This is a genomic window from Calothrix sp. PCC 7507 (assembly GCF_000316575.1).
GTDB lineage: Bacteria > Cyanobacteriota > Cyanobacteriia > Cyanobacteriales > Nostocaceae > Fortiea.
The window spans coordinates 5,611,922-5,627,669 of record NC_019682.1; the positions used below are offsets into that span (position 1 = coordinate 5,611,922).

The 15,748-nt window shown below is 44.2% G+C and carries 12 protein-coding genes; 10 read left to right on the top strand and 2 right to left on the bottom strand.

The window, feature by feature from the left end; translation table 11 throughout:
* The first annotated feature begins 297 nt into the window (after nucleotides 1-297).
* The 5 genes from CAL7507_RS24100 (at nucleotide 298) to CAL7507_RS24120 (ending at nucleotide 7,847) form a co-directional block, all read left to right on the top strand.
* Entirely contained in the window at nucleotides 298-945 is a 648-nt protein-coding gene (locus CAL7507_RS24100; RefSeq protein ID WP_015131099.1) for a DUF3386 domain-containing protein, read from the top strand.
* Between the two features lie 463 nt (nucleotides 946-1,408).
* Nucleotides 1,409-1,639: a NifU family protein gene (locus CAL7507_RS24105; RefSeq protein ID WP_015131100.1), complete on the top strand. Its 231-nt coding sequence runs from the start codon at nucleotides 1,409-1,411 to the stop codon at nucleotides 1,637-1,639.
* Nucleotides 1,640-1,744: 105 nt separating this feature from the next.
* The gene (locus CAL7507_RS24110; RefSeq protein ID WP_015131101.1) at nucleotides 1,745-3,979 is read left to right on the top strand and encodes a glycoside hydrolase; all 2,235 of its coding nucleotides are present in this window, start codon (nucleotides 1,745-1,747) and stop codon (nucleotides 3,977-3,979) included.
* Nucleotides 3,980-4,353: 374 nt separating this feature from the next.
* Nucleotides 4,354-5,445, top strand: a complete 1,092-nt coding sequence (locus CAL7507_RS24115) for a serine/threonine-protein kinase (protein ID WP_015131102.1) — start codon at nucleotides 4,354-4,356, stop codon at nucleotides 5,443-5,445.
* Between the two features lie 368 nt (nucleotides 5,446-5,813).
* Nucleotides 5,814-7,847: a serine/threonine-protein kinase gene (locus CAL7507_RS24120; RefSeq protein WP_015131103.1), complete on the top strand. Its 2,034-nt coding sequence runs from the start codon at nucleotides 5,814-5,816 to the stop codon at nucleotides 7,845-7,847.
* Between the two features lie 304 nt (nucleotides 7,848-8,151).
* Here the strand turns inward: CAL7507_RS24120 and CAL7507_RS24125 are convergent, their stop codons facing one another.
* Nucleotides 8,152-9,177 (bottom strand): M20/M25/M40 family metallo-hydrolase, encoded by a 1,026-nt coding sequence (locus CAL7507_RS24125; RefSeq protein WP_015131104.1) that lies wholly within the window; start codon nucleotides 9,175-9,177, stop codon nucleotides 8,152-8,154.
* Nucleotides 9,178-9,422: 245 nt separating this feature from the next.
* Between CAL7507_RS24125 and CAL7507_RS24130 the strand changes: the two genes are divergently transcribed.
* The 3 genes from CAL7507_RS24130 to CAL7507_RS24140 all read left to right on the top strand — a co-directional run bounded on the left by CAL7507_RS24130 (nucleotide 9,423) and on the right by CAL7507_RS24140 (nucleotide 11,739).
* Entirely contained in the window at nucleotides 9,423-10,652 is a 1,230-nt protein-coding gene (locus CAL7507_RS24130; RefSeq protein ID WP_015131105.1) for a sulfite exporter TauE/SafE family protein, read from the top strand.
* Nucleotides 10,627-11,262 carry a hypothetical protein gene (locus CAL7507_RS24135; protein ID WP_015131106.1) on the top strand — a complete coding sequence of 212 codons (636 nt, stop codon included), beginning with the start codon at nucleotides 10,627-10,629 and terminating at the stop codon, nucleotides 11,260-11,262. Before CAL7507_RS24130 ends, CAL7507_RS24135 begins: the two co-directional genes overlap by 26 nt.
* 81 nt (nucleotides 11,263-11,343) lie before the next feature.
* On the top strand, nucleotides 11,344-11,739 hold the full coding sequence (locus CAL7507_RS24140) for a DUF2809 domain-containing protein (protein ID WP_015131107.1): 396 nt from the start codon (nucleotides 11,344-11,346) through the stop codon (nucleotides 11,737-11,739).
* Nucleotides 11,740-11,850: 111 nt separating this feature from the next.
* Here the strand turns inward: CAL7507_RS24140 and galE are convergent, their stop codons facing one another.
* A complete protein-coding gene (gene galE, locus CAL7507_RS24145; protein WP_015131108.1) occupies nucleotides 11,851-12,849 on the bottom strand; it encodes a UDP-glucose 4-epimerase GalE in 999 nt (332 codons plus the stop codon).
* Nucleotides 12,850-13,098: 249 nt separating this feature from the next.
* Between galE and CAL7507_RS24150 the strand changes: the two genes are divergently transcribed.
* Nucleotides 13,099-13,791 carry a hypothetical protein gene (locus CAL7507_RS24150; RefSeq protein ID WP_015131109.1) on the top strand — a complete coding sequence of 231 codons (693 nt, stop codon included), beginning with the start codon at nucleotides 13,099-13,101 and terminating at the stop codon, nucleotides 13,789-13,791.
* Nucleotides 13,792-13,957: 166 nt separating this feature from the next.
* Nucleotides 13,958-15,709 (top strand): ABC transporter ATP-binding protein, encoded by a 1,752-nt coding sequence (locus tag CAL7507_RS24155; RefSeq protein WP_015131110.1) that lies wholly within the window; start codon nucleotides 13,958-13,960, stop codon nucleotides 15,707-15,709.
* The last annotated feature ends 39 nt before the right edge of the window (nucleotides 15,710-15,748 follow it).

The window sequence follows — 15,748 nt, forward strand, 5'->3', positions numbered from 1 at the left end:
GAACTACCTATTACAGATAATGAAATTGGAAAGGTTAATTAGTTATGCCTGTGCTTATAGTTTTTTATTATTAAATAATGAGAGAATTTCTCAACTAGTTTTGCAAATTTGGGTTGTTTGACGACTACTGAAATCCAACCTAGAACTATCTGCATCGCCCGCAAAAAACGCTGTGCGATCGCCAATAAATTCAGTAATCCCCAAAACATAGTTTGTTCCGGCTGCAACCAAGCTGTGAGGTCTACCCTTGAGGAGAATTGGACTAAACTGAGTAACAGTGAAGTCAAAGTGGTGACTATGACAGATCAAACAACAGCAAGCGTTTTATTTCAAACCGCTTACGAAGGTCGTTACACTTGGGACACAAACTTTCCTGGTTACAGTGCAAATGTGCAGCTAGTGCAGGGCACAGACGTTTACACTGGCAAGATTAGCATTAACCGCGACCTGAGTGTAGAAGTTGTAGGTATTGCCAATGAAGAGGTGCAGGAAGGTATTTATATCCAATTACAGGATGTAGTAATTCATCGCCAACACTCCAGTTTTGAGGAGTCTTATGGCAAGTGTGAGTTTACCCTGGGCGAGACAGATGAAACTGGTGCAGTGGAAATTATAGTCAAAAGCGACTCCGGAGATTCCCATTATAAAATCCGGGGTGGGGAAATTTATCAGGTGAGTCGGGCGATCGCTCGCAATGCTTTTGTCATCGATACCCACGAAAATTTCCATACAGGTGCGGGTTACATTGCCCTGCGGTACGATGCAGTATTCCGTAACGCCAAAACCGATGAAGTCACAAGTGTGCTGAAATTTGAAGATACCTATGAAAAGTTTGGTGATTATTATTTATTGACCAAACAGGTTGTGCATGAGTTTCAAGATGGCGATCGCAGCACCACTGAGTTCAGCTACTCTAATATCAAGCTTTTGGGGGATGGGGAATAGGCAATAGGCAATAGACAAAAGAGGCAGGGGAGCAGGGGGCAGGGAGCAAGGGGGAAAACTGAGCGCCCGATTGTACTCCGCCCCAGTAAGACGACGACGAAGGGCGGGGCTTTATACCCATGTTCTGCTCCGCTCCACGGCAGAGGGACTCTTCTCTTGCTCCCCCAGCTAAGAGCAAAAGCAGCCCCTCCGCTTCTTCGGTAAAACTCTAGCTAATCCCTAGTACAAAGTCATGAAAAATAGATAACCAACCACTGACAAATGGCAAATGTTCACTAGACAACTGAAAATCTAGCTGCAAATAGGTCTAGGATCATTTTAGAAAAGCTAGAAAATAAAATTTTGTGGAATAGGGGCTGGTTGTACTAGGAATATGCCAAGGGAGCAGGGAACACAGGGAAAAATGCCCAATGCCCAATGCCCAATGCCCAATGCCCATCGTTAACTTACCTGGTCTAAAATTATGGAATTGACAATCGACAACGTTGAAACAGTCTTAGATGAAATGCGCCCCTATCTGATGTCTGATGGTGGTAACGTAGAAGTTGTAGAACTTGACGGCCCTGTGGTGAAACTGCGGCTACAAGGTGCTTGTGGTTCTTGCCCCAGTTCCACAATGACTCTGAGAATGGGTATTGAACGCCGTCTCAGGGAAATGATTCCCGAAATTGCCGAAGTTGAGCAAGTAATCTAGGGGCTAGGGGCTAGGAGCTAGGGACTAAGTGTTTTATGAGGTATGAATACTGAATTGCGATCATTCATAATTTATCATTAACTACCCAATTCCCTATCATTCCCTATGTCCCACCCTCTCCACGTCGCTTTTATTTGGCATCAACATCAGCCGCTGTACAAATCTCCTGGCAGCGGCGTTTCGCTTTCTGCTAGTCAGCAGTATCGCTTGCCTTGGGTACGGTTACATGGCACTAAAGATTATTTGGATTTGGTGTTAATGCTAGAGCGGTATCCTAAACTACACCAAACTGTAAATTTAGTACCATCTCTGATATTACAACTAGAAGATTATATTGCTGGTACTGCTTTTGACCCTTATCTTACAGCTAGTCTGACACCTGTCGAAAAACTCGATCAACAACAGCGGGAATTTATCATCCAGCATTTTTTTGATGCTAATCACCACACTTTGATTGATCCCCATCCCCGCTATGCCGAGTTATATCATCAACGACAGGAGCAAGGACAAGCTTGGTGTTTAGCAAATTGGCAACTGCAAGATTATGGCGATTTGTTAGCTTGGCATAATCTGGCGTGGATTGATCCGCTGTTTTGGGATGATCCCGAAATTGACACTTGGTTAAAGCAGGGGCGCAATTTTACTTTAAGCGATCGCCAGCGCATTTATTCTAAACAACGAGACATCCTCAGTCGCATCATCCCCCAACATCGCAAAATGCAAGCTTCAGGGCAGTTAGAGGTGACAACCACACCCTACACCCACCCCATTTTGCCCTTGTTAGCTGATACTAACGCTGGGCGAGTAGCAGTGCCAAATATGACGCTTCCAGGGTATCGCTTTCAGTGGGCAGAAGATATCCCTCGCCACTTGCGGAAAGCATGGGAGTTATATACAGATAGATTTGGGCAAGAACCCCGTGGTTTGTGGCCTTCAGAACAGTCAGTCAGCCCGGAAATATTGCCGTATATTATTAAGCAAGGATTTAAGTGGATTTGCTCAGACGAAGCCGTCCTGGGATGGACACTGAAACACTTTTTTCATCGGGATGGGGCAGGAAATATCCAAGAACCACAACTGCTTTACCAACCCTACCGCTTAGAAACCCCAGCCGGTGATGTGTCAATTGTCTTTCGTGACCATAGATTATCAGATTTAATTGGCTTTACCTACAGCGCGATGCCGCCAAAACAAGCAGCAGCAGATTTAGTGGGACACCTACAAGCGATCGCTAAAATGCAAAGAGACAGCCATAGCGAAAAACCTTGGCTAGTCACCATCGCTCTAGATGGGGAAAATTGCTGGGAATTTTATCCCCAAGATGGCAAACCCTTCCTCGAAGCTTTATATCAGACCCTAGAGTTAGAACCCCACCTCAAACTCGTCACTGTTTCCGAATTTCTCGCAGAATTTCCTGCTACCGCCACCATCCCTAGCGGACAACTACACAGTGGTTCTTGGGTAGATGGCAGCTTCACCACCTGGATTGGCGACCCTGCCAAAAATCGCGCTTGGGACTACCTGACTCAAGCCAGGGCTACCCTCGCTAATCATCCCGAAGCCACCGAAGAAACAAATCCCGAAGCTTGGGAAGCATTGTATGCCGCTGAAGGTTCTGACTGGTTCTGGTGGTTTGGTGAAGGGCATTCTTCCAATCAAGATGCCATCTTTGACCAGTTGTTCCGCGAACACTTGTATGGCATTTACAAAGCCCTCAATGAACCCATACCTTCCTACTTGCGCCAACCAGTAGAATCCCACGCAGTGAGAGTAGACCATAGCCCAGAAGGATTTATTCATCCCGTTATTGATGGTAAAGGTGATGAACAAGACTGGAACAAAGCTGGACGCATAGAAATCGGTGGGGCGCGGGGGACAATGCACAACAGCAGCCTTGTCCAGCGACTTTGGTATGGGGTAGATCACCTCAATTTCTATTTACGGGTGGACTTCAAAAACGGCATTGTCCCAGGTGGGGATTTGCCACCGGAATTGAACTTGTTATGGTTCTATCCAGACAAAACAATGGTCAATAGCCCCATTCCCTTAGCCGAAGTGCCAGATACAGCACCAACTAATTATCTATTTCACCACCATCTAGAAATTAATTTGCTGACACAGACCCTTCAGTTTCGAGAAGCCGGAGAGACTTATCAATGGTATCCCCGTTTCAGCCGCGCCCAAATAGCTTTAGATAACTGTTTAGAGGTAGCCATACCCTGGGCAGATTTACAAGTGCCGCCCGATTATCACCTAAGTTTAATTTTGGTGTTATCGGATGAAGGGCGTTTCCGTAACTATTTGCCGGAAAATGCTTTGATCCCCATTGAAGTACCTTAATCAAGTATGAAGTAGCCAGTAGGGTGTGTCATGCCGCTCTCTTACGCACCGTCCGAGGTTTTCGGTGCCGTACTCTCACCGTCTAAAACACCCGAAGAAACGAGATTTGGGGGTGATTAAATCACTTGTGCTTACACAGTAGGAGTTATGGTGGGCAGTGCCCACCCTACATATACTTACGCAAGGATTTATTGTCTAATTTCTCTAGCAATTTTATCCGGATTAATTTGCTCTAGCTTTTTGAATTTTCTACTTTAAATTTTGAGCTAAGTAGTAGCAAAAGTCATGATTCTGCAAAGATATGGTAATCCTACTAGCGTGAAAAAATCTTTATAGTTAAATTAAGAACATCAAAGAGTAGCTGTTATTTACCAATGAACCGATTTTCTCCGAAAATAATGAAGTTGCATGAAAGCGTTTCACAACAGACTCAGCTCGGTCAAATGTGTGGTTCTAAGGAACTATTTCGCGATCGCTATGAAGTTATCAGAATTCTCGGTAGGGGTGGTTTTGGGATCACCTTTTTAGCCAGAAATGCTTTATTGCCAGGCAAGCCGCTATGTGTTATTAAGCAACTTTGCCCCAAAGCAAGTAGTGCCAAAAGTTTAAAAAAGGCATCTGAACGCTTTGAAAAAGAAGCAAAAACTTTGGGTCAACTCGGTAGTCATTCGCAAATTCCTATGCTGTTGGACTACTTTGAAGGGAATGGGGAGTTTTATTTAGTTCAAGAATATATACGTGGTTCTACTTTGGCTAGAGAAGTCAGAAGAACTGGCCGGAAAAATGAAGCTGCTGTGAAACAGTTTTTACAAGAATTATTACCTGTATTAAAGTATCTTCATAAACATCATGTAATTCATCGAGATATTAAACCTCAGAATTTATTACGCTGTGAAGATGACCAGAGATTTGTACTGATCGATTTTGGTGCAGTCAAAGAGAAATTAGCCGAAGTTTGCGAAAACTCAAACTATAAAAATATGTCTACAAATTTCATCGGGACGATGGGATTTGCGCCACCAGAACAATTTTCTCTGTGTCCGGTTTACGCCAGTGATATTTACGCACTTGGTGTGACAGCGCTTTATTTATTGACTGGTAAAGGCCCTTTGGAATTTGAACATGATAGAAACACGGGTGAGATATGTTGGCAAAAAGAGGTAAATGTCAGTGATGGATTTGCTCAAATTTTAAGCAAAATGGTCAAGATTTCGCTTGATGAGCGCTTTAAAACCGCTGATGAAGTTATTAGAGCTTTGGGTTTAGAAAGCTATGTACCAACTTTGACTAACTGCTTAACTACCCAACCACTAAAAAACATAAATAATACACAAGAAGAAGCACTACCAATTTACTTACCACCTGTACAAAGAACAGCGATCGCTATTCGCGATTGGCAGGCGAAGTTACGCGCAGCCAAGCCACATGACAAATTAAACCGTTACATACATCAAGTATCAAATTAACAAATAATCATTAATCATTAACAATAGCAAAAACAATTTTAGTCAGAATTGTGACTGCCTTTAATTAGCACACATGTTTTAATAAATTTGTCAGTTACGGATATACAAGTTTTATTTACAAGAGTTAGCAGTTTCCAAAGCTTTTTAAATCAGATTATTATATAATCGGAGAAATAATCTGCTGGCTCTCGTAGTTTTCCCTGACTGGGGAAAACTGATTATATCCACAAACGCTGACTATATTAAGTAATTCCCCAATCCCCAACACTAGGGTTTTCTACCATAAGTACGCGAGAGCTAATCTGAAATCAAGGGAAATTCCGGGGCAAACTTAGCATAATTTGTCATGCAATCGCGCCTGTCAGCTCATGATCTGCTGCTTAAATCCCGATTGCCCAAATCCCCTGAATCCCGAAAGCAACAAGTTATGCCAAACTTGTAGCACTCCACTGATACCACTTTTGAGAAATCGCTTTCGTGTTATCCGCGTGCTTTCAGATGAAGGGGGATTTGGCAGAACTTATTTATCACAAGATGTCGATAAACTCAATGAACGCTGCGTCATCAAGCAACTAGCCCCAAAGTTTCAAGGAACTTGGTCACAAAAAAAGGCGATGGAGTTGTTTGCTGAAGAAGCGAAGCGACTCCAAGAACTCGGAGAACATCCACAAATTCCCACTTTGATGGCTTACTTTGAACAAGATCACTGTATGTATTTGGTACAGCAGTTTATCAATGGGGAAAATTTGTTAAAGGAGTTGCAGCAGAAGAAAATATATAGAGATAGGGAAATTCAAGCAATCCTGCTAGATTTATTGCCTATTCTCAAATTTATTCACGATCGCGGCGTCATTCACCGAGACCTCAAGCCAGAAAATATCATCCGCCGTCACATTGATGGACGATTAAGCTTAATTGATTTCGGCTCATCAAAGCAGTTTACAGCCAGAGTAAACAATAAAATCGGCACATCAATTGGTTCACACGGTTATTCCCCAATTGAACAAATCAGAGATGGTAAAGCTTATCCATCTAGTGATTTGTTTGGTTTGGGGGCTACCTGCTTTCATCTACTAACGGGAATTTCTCCCTTTCAGTTATGGATGGAACATGGCTATGGCTGGGTAGCAAATTGGCGGCAATATTTGCGAAGTCCGATCAATGCTGAATTGGAGCATGTTTTTGATAAACTGTTGCAAAAAGATATCCAACACCGCTACCAATCAGCCGATGAAGTGATCAGAGAATTGACACAAAAGCAATCACTCCTACAGCCACTATCTGGTAAGTCTGCGACTAAACTCCCCATAACTCAAACAAAGTATTTACCAAAAAAATTCAGTGTCCTAAGAAGTTTAGTTTTGGTATCTGCTGTTACTCTGTTATTTGGATTTGGCGACTCTTGGTATCAGCAGTTTCAAAGTATTCAAACCATTTTGTCCTCTCGTTTGAGTAAGCCACATCATCGTCAAGGCAATAGTGAAGCAGTTTTAGGTCAGCCACCCAAGATTAGCTTGGGCAATATTGCTTTAGCTAACACCCTCAAGAGTACTGAAAATTCGGTTTTGTCTGTTGCTATTAGTCCTGATGGGCAAATAATTGCGAGTAATAGCGATCGCACCATCAAACTCTGGAATCTCGCCACAGGTGAGTCAATTTCTACTTTAAACGGGCATTCCCAAAAGGTGAATGTTGTTGATATCACCCCAGATGGACGAACCCTCGTTAGTGGTAGTGATGACAACACCATTAAGGTGTGGAACATCGCTACAGGAAAGCAAATCCATACCTTAATTGGGCATTCCGACTCAATTCATGCCCTAGTCATCAGCCGGGATGGTAAAACCATCGTCAGTGGTAGTGATGACAACACCATCAAAGTCTGGAACCTGGCCACAGGACAGCATATTCGGACACTCGTAGGACATCAATTTTGGGTAAGGTCAATCGCCATTAGCCCGGATGCTAAAACCCTGGCCAGTGGTAGTTTTGACAAAACTATCAAATTGTGGAATTTGACTAAAGGATACACAATTCGCACATTAGTCAGTGCTAAAACGATTACATCCCTCGCCATCAGTCCAGATGGGAAAATCTTGGCTAGTGCTAATCGCGATCGCACAATCAAGCTGTGGAATATCGTTACTGGAGAAGAAATCATCACCCTGGCGGGACATGCTAACACTGTGACATCCATTAGCTTTAGTCCAGATGGTAATACCCTTGCTAGTGCAAGCCGCGATCGCACCATCAAACTGTGGAATATCGCTACCGGAGAAGAAATCATCACCCTGGCGGGGCATAATAATACGGTGACATCCGTCAGTTTCAGTCCAGATGGTAAAACCCTTGTCAGTGGTAGCGAGGATCGTACTATCAAGATTTGGCGGGTTTCTGGTTAGGTAGCGATTGTGCGGAATCTGTCGAACTCATACCAATTTGCCAAAAAAATGTGACGGATAAATTGTAGGGGCGGGGTTTTCCCGCCCTTCAACACAACCCATGTATCACAAACATTAGACCTCTTACATAAATATTTTTTTGCCCCACGCAAAGGCGCATTCGACGAAGTCGTTCCCGTAGGATAGAAGCAAAGAAAAGAATGAAAAGAACGACTTGTGCAAGAGGTCTATTATTTGAATTGGTATCACGTTAATTTTATGGGGCTGCAAGATCTCGGGGATCTGAAACTAACCTCGCTTAGGTTCAAGATGCTGGTTGAGTCACCAAAACTTCACTATTATCTAATAATCTAGCCGTAGCATTAACTACAATCTGTGCTGCACCGAGGAAGAAAGGGCGATCGATAGTGGCAGGGATATCACTGGGTTGGTGGTAGTGGGGAGTACGCAGATTAGCTGTATCTGTCACCAACACAGCACCCACTCCTTGATACCAGAAAGGGGCATGGTCACTACGTAGGGTATCGGGTGCTAGCAAACCTTTGAGAGGAATTGGCAGTGTCAGTACTGGTGGTAGATTTGCTGAATTTGAGTTTTGAAAGGCATTCAGCAAAGGTAAATGTTCTGTATCTCCAACTACGGCTAAAAAGTCACCTTTATCAGTGGGTGGTTTGACGGGTAAGGCTTTGGGATACTGCTGACAACCAGCAGTGTAGCAAGCATAACCGACCATATCCATGACGATGACACCACGCAGGTTTTTTAAACGTGTTTTTTTGCTGATAAAGGCTTTACTACCTAAAAGTCCGGTTTCTTCTTGGTCAAAAAAAGCTAATTGTAGTGTCCGTGGTGTGGAATATGAATTGAGCAGGCGGGCAACTTCTAATACCACAGCAACGCCACTAGCATTGTCATCAGCACCAGGGGAAGCAGCAACGGTGTCAAAATGAGCTGCTACGAGAATTGCTCCAGCTTTTTTGTCAGTTCCCGTTCGTTCAGCAAAGATATTAATACCTGCAGAGAAGTCTTCCAGCTTCGGTTTCCAGCCCAATTTTTGCAGTTCATTTATGATGTAGGTACGAGTAAGCGATCGCCCCTCAAATGTATAACGCTGAAAATTTAGCTTTTGAATGTGGGTAAATAGTTTGTCAGCAGATATCTGTAGGGTACTTTTCACCGGTGGGGATTGTGGCGGTTGTTGAGGTTGTTGTGCGGGAACACTCACTACAATTTCTGGTGAGGGATGCTGCTCAAAAAATGTCCCACCTCTACTACCAAAAGCCACAACTACCACCAGTACCAGCAACACTAGCCAAATCCATTTTTTCATATGAATTAAATTTTGGGTTAATCCGCCAAGTTCGACAGCTCGTCTTTTGACAGATACCGCAATTTCACTTAAAGTTCCTCAATAGGAAAGTGCCTCAGCGCTTTTATCACCATTTTCAGATGGATGAGATATACCCAAAGAATAGAATTCCATCTCCCAACTCCCAAATTCCATCTCCCAACTCCTGAATTCCGGCTCCTAACTCCCCAATCAAGGATGTACTGCACCGGGCTGAGAACCGCCTTATGCTCCTAGACTTATCGCTCATTATGCTCCTGGGGTTTCTGGGTAGTTTTGGTCATTGTTTGGGCATGTGTAGCCCCCTGACGATGGCATTTTCCCTATCTCATCAGCAAAAAACTCCTGATTGGCGACAACAATTAAAATTTCACATTTTGCTGAACCTGGGGCGGATGTTAAGCTATGCTCTAGTCGGTGCTGGCATTGGGATGCTGGGTTCAGTATTGCTACAGAGTGGACAACTAGCGGGTATTGGCAGTGACTTACGCCGCTGGATGGCAATTATGACCGGCGTGATGTTGATCTGGTTTGGGCTAGGACAAGTAAAACCCGACTTATTACCGCGAATTCCCGTGTTACATCCCCTATTACGGGTAAGTTTACACGATCGCCTGAGTACGGGCATGGTCAAACTTTCCTTACAAACCAGATGGTGGACATCCGCACTTTTAGGGATGACTTGGGGTTTAATGCCCTGTGGTTTCCTTTACGCCGCCCAAATTAAAGCCGCTGAAACTGGCAACTTATGGATGGGTGCTGCCACCATGCTGGCTTTTGGCTTGGGAACCCTACCCACAATGCTTGGTATCGGGGTTGCTACTTCTTTGGTTAGTCGAGATCAACGCAGTCAATTATTTCGGCTGGGTGGGTGGGTAACTCTCGCCATCGGCGCGATTACCTTGCTGCGGACTGGCGACACAATGGTAGATTACACCGGACACGCCGCGTTAATCTGTTTAATCTTAACGCTGATTGCTCGTCCCATCAGCAATTTTTGGGCTTCACCGCTGCGTTATCGTCGTGTTTTGGGTGTAGGGGCCTTTGCGTTGTCTGTGGCTCATACCACACACATGATGGAACATTCATTGCAGTGGAATTTTGCTGCTTTTTATTTCTTGCCACCACAGTTTCAATGGGGGATGGCTGCTGGTGTTGTAGCATTGATATTGATGACTCCTGCTGCTGGCACAAGTTTTGACTTATTCCAGAAGTCCTTGGGCAAACATTGGCGACAGATTCATCTATTGGGTGTGCCAGCTTTGCTTTTGAGTGCCGTTCATGCTCTGCTGATTGGTTCCCATTACTTGGGTTCCTTACAATCTACTTGGGGGAATAAATTAGCGGCCGTGCTGATGGGTTTTGTTACTCTCAGTGTCCTACTCGCGCGCTGGCGCTGGTTTTGGTCAAAATTAACTGTAGAAAAGTTTTATGTTCCCCCAAGTAAATCACGGTAAGCCCTATCTACGCTGTTTGGGAAATGCAGCCTCTCTAGCGCTGCTGATATCTGGCATCGCCATTGCTCCTATTCACATCGCTTCTGCCCATAAAGTGAAAATAGGCACAAATGTTGGTGGTACTCTCCACATTGAACCGAATGATAATCCTCGTGCTGGCGAACCTGCCAAAACCTGGTTTGCTCTCACTCGCAAAGGCGGCAAAGTCATTCCCCTCAAAGATTGTAATTGCCAGTTGGCAGTTTATGCCGAACCCCATACTCAAGGTGAGCCAGCATTACTTGAGCCAACCTTAAAGCCTGTAGCTGCTGAACGCTATCAAGGCACACCAGGTACAGAAATTACGTTTCCGAAGCCGGGAATTTATCAACTCCAACTGACTGGTAAACCTGCAACTAGGGAGAGTTTCCAACCGTTTGAGTTTAATTTTGAAGTTACAGTGGCAGCGGGTTCATCTGTAGTTAATGCTGCACAAAACTTGCAAAACGTCAATAATGAGCAACAGAAATCATCTGCACAGTTGCCATTTTGGGCGATCGCTATACTAATTCTGCCAGTCATCGGCATTCTATTTGTCGTATTACAAGGCAGGAAAGGGGGAAAAAATTGATTGGAAACCAGTGACACTATAGCTTGGCACGACTATACTTATAAAGATTCTGCGTCTCCTTTTATGGGGGGAAATAGTTGATTGGAAACAAACATTCGCAGGCGTTCTATTCTTTCGCTGGCTATTATTCTCCCTATTGGACTTTTATACAGCCACTATCGCTACTCTACTTGGTGGTTGAATCAAGAGGTAGGAGGGATTTTTTATGAGATATTTTGGTGTCTATTCGCCTTTCTATTTATTCCCACTCGCCGAGCAGTTTGGCAAATCCCTTTATGGGTATTGGTAATTACTTGCTTGTTGGAATTTATGCAATTATGGCATCCGCCATTTCTCAATTGGGCACGTTCATTTTGGGCGGGAAGAATGTTAATTGGTACTGCCTTCACTTGGGCAGATTTCCCCTATTATTTTATTGGAAGTGGCTTAGGATGGCTGTGGTTGCGGCTAATTTTTCGGGGCGCAAAGCTAAAATAATTTAGTCGTTTTGCTATTTTTCGTAACTAATTCAATCACCAATGCGATCGCACTCATGGAAGAATCGTAGGGGTGGGGTTTCCCCACCCCTACGATTTAAAACTTTACTAACTACCTATGTCGCTGTTGATGCCATTGCCAAGCATGAACGACAATATCCTTGATGTCTGGATACTGGGGTAGCCAGCCGAGGATTTTTCTGGCTTTATCACCGCTACCAATTAAAGCCGGGGGATCTCCAGGACGGCGATCGCATTCTTGAATAGGAATATCAACTCCTGTAACATGTTCAGCAGCGGCAATGACTTCTCTCACAGAGAACCCCTGGCCATTACCTAAGTTGAAAACTTCACTATCACCATCTTTTAATAAATATTCCAGTCCTAAAATATGGGCATCTGCTAAGTCACTCACATGAATATAATCACGAATACAGGTACCATCGGGCGTAGGGTAATCAGTACCAAAAATCGAGATTGATTCACGTTTACCCAAAGCTGTCTGCAACACCAAAGGAATCAAATGGGTTTCTGGATTGTGATCCTCACCTAATAATCCATTAGGGTCAGCACCAGCAGCATTAAAATAGCGGAATAACACCGACTTAAAACCATAAGCCACATCAAAATCAGCAAGAATCCGCTCTACCATCAGCTTAGTCATGCCATAGGGATTAATCGGATTTTGGGGATGATTTTCGGGAATGGGGACAACTTCCGGCACACCATAAGTGGCGCAAGTCGAAGAAAAGACAAATTTCTTCACAGATGCCGCCAGCATCGCTTCTAACAGTGTCAGCGTGCCTATAACATTGTTGCGGTAGTATTTAGCTGGGTCTGTGACTGATTCACCCACGTAGGCATAAGCAGAAAAGTGCATAACTGCAGCAATATCGTGGGTTTTAAACAGATCATCTAATAAAGCGCGATCAGTGGTATCACCGACGACAAGCTCCACCTGCAAAACCTTTTCTACCAAATCGCGGTGTCCATACACTAAATTATCGAGGATAACTACGTGATAACCGGCTCTTTTCAGAGCCAGCACTGTATGGGAACCAATATATCCAGCTCCCCCTGTCACCAAAATAGTCGGCTTTCTGGGCGACATAGTTTTTCCTTGTGAATCGTCAACTACTCAATTAATTTAATTTACTGGTGACTCATTACTCATCTGGAAAATTGCAAATAATAGACCCACTAGCAAAAAATTGCACTAAAATCACTACGACGGTAGTCTTTGGGTGTGAGGTTTGATGTATTTTAAGTCAGTAACGGTACGATTACAATTTGACGATGAAATAAATTCACTTTCTCAAACCTCTGGGCTGACCGCAACGGAAAATTTGAGAGTTATTCTATGTTTCTACTGTTAAGCCGGGTATTGCTGTGGCTTTTGATTGGCGCTATCGTCTACTCTTTGTTTCAAAGATTCTATCCAACAGGGAATTTTGTCGGGCGATTAGTCATAGTCATTGTGCTGGTCGTCATAGCGCTGGCGTTTGTTAACCCTAATGAACCAGCTGTGGCGTCGTTGTGGAGGTTAATATCATTTCCGCTCAAACCTCTGGGAGCGTCGGTTTTGTTGTTGATGCTTGCCTCTGGGAGGATTAAGGGAGGTGGGATTGATAAACCAGGAGGATACTTACTGGGTTGGGCATTGACACTTTTGATGTTATCTAGTACACCAGCGATCGCTTATTTTTTGGTGAGAGCGCCAATAGCCATGATCGGTGATACTCAGTTAGCCAATCAAGAAGTTGTCCAGAACTTCCAGCTAGCCTCTTCTCTGGGTGTCGCCGCTCCCACATCTGCAGCTTTAGTAGCAGGGGATAGTATCGTATCTCAGGAAGATATCGGTCAGGTGACTCTGGCATTTAACTCCCTGGAAGTGAAAATCCCACCCTACCTGCTGCAAAATCCCCAAGAAATCCGTACACGGGGTTTGCGACTGGAAGACTTTGTCCCAAGTGCGGAGACGCTACAATTAACAACACAAGTCTGGGAAAGTTATCTCAATCAGATTTACTTTTTCTTGCGTGGACGCCAATAATCAGGCTGAAAAAGCATGGGCATTGGGCAGGGAGCAGGGAGCAGGGAGCAGGGTGCAGGGAGATGAAGATTACTAACCTTTGACCCTTGACTCTTGACTCTTGACTCTTTGACTCCTAACTCTTGACTCTTTGACTTTTGACCCTGAACCCTTAACTTCTTATTAAATGGCAACATCTCGACGACTTGCTAAACTCGGTGCTTACATGCGTCCCCATTGGCGGGAGACGCTATTCGGCATTATCGCTTTGTTCTCTGTGAATGCCTTGGGTGTGTATATACCCTGGTTGATTCGTGGTTGTGTTGACGCACTTTCAACGACATTCAGCTGGCAGCAAATAATAAATTATGTCGTAATAATTATCTTGCTCAGTTCAGCAATGTGGTTAATGCGTATGGCATCCCGCATCTGGCTATTTGGGGTAGGCCGTGAGGTGGAATTTGACCTAAAACAGCGGATTTTTCAACACCTACTCAAGCTGGAGCCTGCTTATTTTGCGACTAATACAGCTGGCGATTTGATTAGTAGAGCTACAAGTGATGTAGAAAATATCAGGCGGTTGTTGGGTTTCGCCGTACTGAGTTTAGCAAATACGTTGTTTGCCTATGCTCTAACACTGCCAGTAATGTTGTTAATTAGTGTGGATCTCACATTAGCTTCCCTGGCAGTATATCCTTTGATGTTCTTGTTGGTGCATCTATTTAGCGATCGCTTACGCCAACAACAAACAGCAGTACAAGAGCAACTCTCCGACATCAGTGGACTCATTCAAGAAGATATCAGCGGTATCGCCCTGATTAAAATCTACGCCCAAGAAGAAAACGAGCGTCAAGCCTTCGCCAATCAAAATCAACAACTATTGGCGGCTAACTTGGAACTAGCAAAAAGCCGCAATACGCTATTTCCCCTCATTGGTGGACTAGCAAGTTTTAGTTCACTGGTGATTATCTGGCTAGGTGCGACGCGAATTTCCACAGGAACGCTGGCTGTTGGTGACTTTTTGGCGCTATTGATTTATGTGGAACGGCTGGTTTTCCCCACGGCTTTGTTAGGATTCACCATCACCGCCTACCAAAGGGGTGAGGTGAGTATTGATCGTCTAGAATCTATTCTCTCAGTGACACCAAAGATTCAAGACACTGCAGAAGTTGTACATTTGCCCCAGTCTAAAGTTAAAGGGAAACTCACAGCTAAAAATTTCAACTATACTTACCCAGGCTACAATACCCAGGCGATCGCCAAGGTTAATTTTACGATCCATCCTGGGGAAACAGTGGCAATTGTCGGGGCGATCGGTTCAGGGAAATCCACTTTAGCCAATGCCTTACCCCGCTTGTTAGATATTGCACCAGGACAATTATATTTAGATGACACAGATATTACCAAAATAGCATTGGCAGATTTGCGCGGGGCGATCGCCTATGTCCCACAAGATAGCTTTCTCTTCAGCACCACCATCAAAAACAATATCCGTTACGGGGACCCAGTTAGTGAACAGCAGGATGTCGAAGCCGTAGCCCAACTCGCTCAGATTCACCCAGAAATTCATAACTTTCCCCAGCAATATGAGACCATAGTCGGAGAACGTGGCATCACCCTCTCTGGTGGTCAGCGTCAACGTACAGCCTTGGCTAGGGCAATGCTCATCGATGCCCCAGTGTTAATTTTGGATGATGCCCTCTCCAGCGTTGATAATCAAACAGCAACACAAATCCTCAAAAATATTTCCGGTGGCACGGAACGAAAAACTGTGATTTTTATCACTCATCAATTATCAGCCGCCGCTGCTGCTGACAGAATTTTCGTCATGGACAAAGGTCAAATTGTCCAGATTGGTACTCATTTTGAACTTGTACAACAGACGGGGCTTTATAGAAACTTATGGAGTCAGCATCAGGTTGAGGAACTATTGCATTAGAAAAGTCAGTTGTCAGGGTTAGGTCTGATAACTGATAAC